The organism is Bacillus sp. SIMBA_154 (assembly GCF_046536015.1).
Lineage (GTDB): Bacteria > Bacillota > Bacilli > Bacillales > Bacillaceae > Bacillus > Bacillus pumilus_P.
In genome coordinates this window covers 1-316 of the sequence record NZ_JAWJBV010000137.1, presented here as the reverse complement: position 1 = coordinate 316, position 316 = coordinate 1, and the positions used below count along the sequence as shown (strand labels likewise).

The 316-nt window shown below is 48.4% G+C and carries 1 protein-coding gene and 1 pseudogene; both read right to left on the bottom strand.

The genetic code is table 11. From position 1 onward, the window contains the following. Window positions 1-41: 41 nt before the first annotated feature. Window positions 42-128 (bottom strand): annotated as a pseudogene (locus tag R0K30_RS21460) (IS1 family transposase); the annotation flags it as partial. Window positions 129-197: 69 nt separating this feature from the next. Next, on the bottom strand, window positions 198-314 hold the full coding sequence (gene rdgC, locus R0K30_RS21455; RefSeq protein WP_410612812.1) for a recombination-associated protein RdgC: 117 nt from the start codon (window positions 312-314) through the stop codon (window positions 198-200). Window positions 315-316: the final 2 nt, after the last annotated feature.

Genomic DNA, 316 nt, shown 5'->3' with positions numbered 1-316 from the left:
CTCATCAGTGCCAACATAGTAAGCCAGTATACACTCCGCTAGCGCTGATGTCCGGCGGTGCTTTTGCCGTTACGCACCACCCCGTCAGTAGCTGAACAGGAGGGACAGCTGATAGAAACAGAAGCCACTGGAGCACCTCAAAAACACCATCATACACTAAATCAGTAAGTTGGCAGCATCACCAGGAAAATCAGCAATTAACGTTGTGCTTCGCCACCTAATCCTTCAATCAGGTTTTGAATTAACGCTGCCAGTTCACCAGTCATCAGGATGAAATCGGCATCAAAACGCTGGGCGAAATCTTCACGGTCGATAT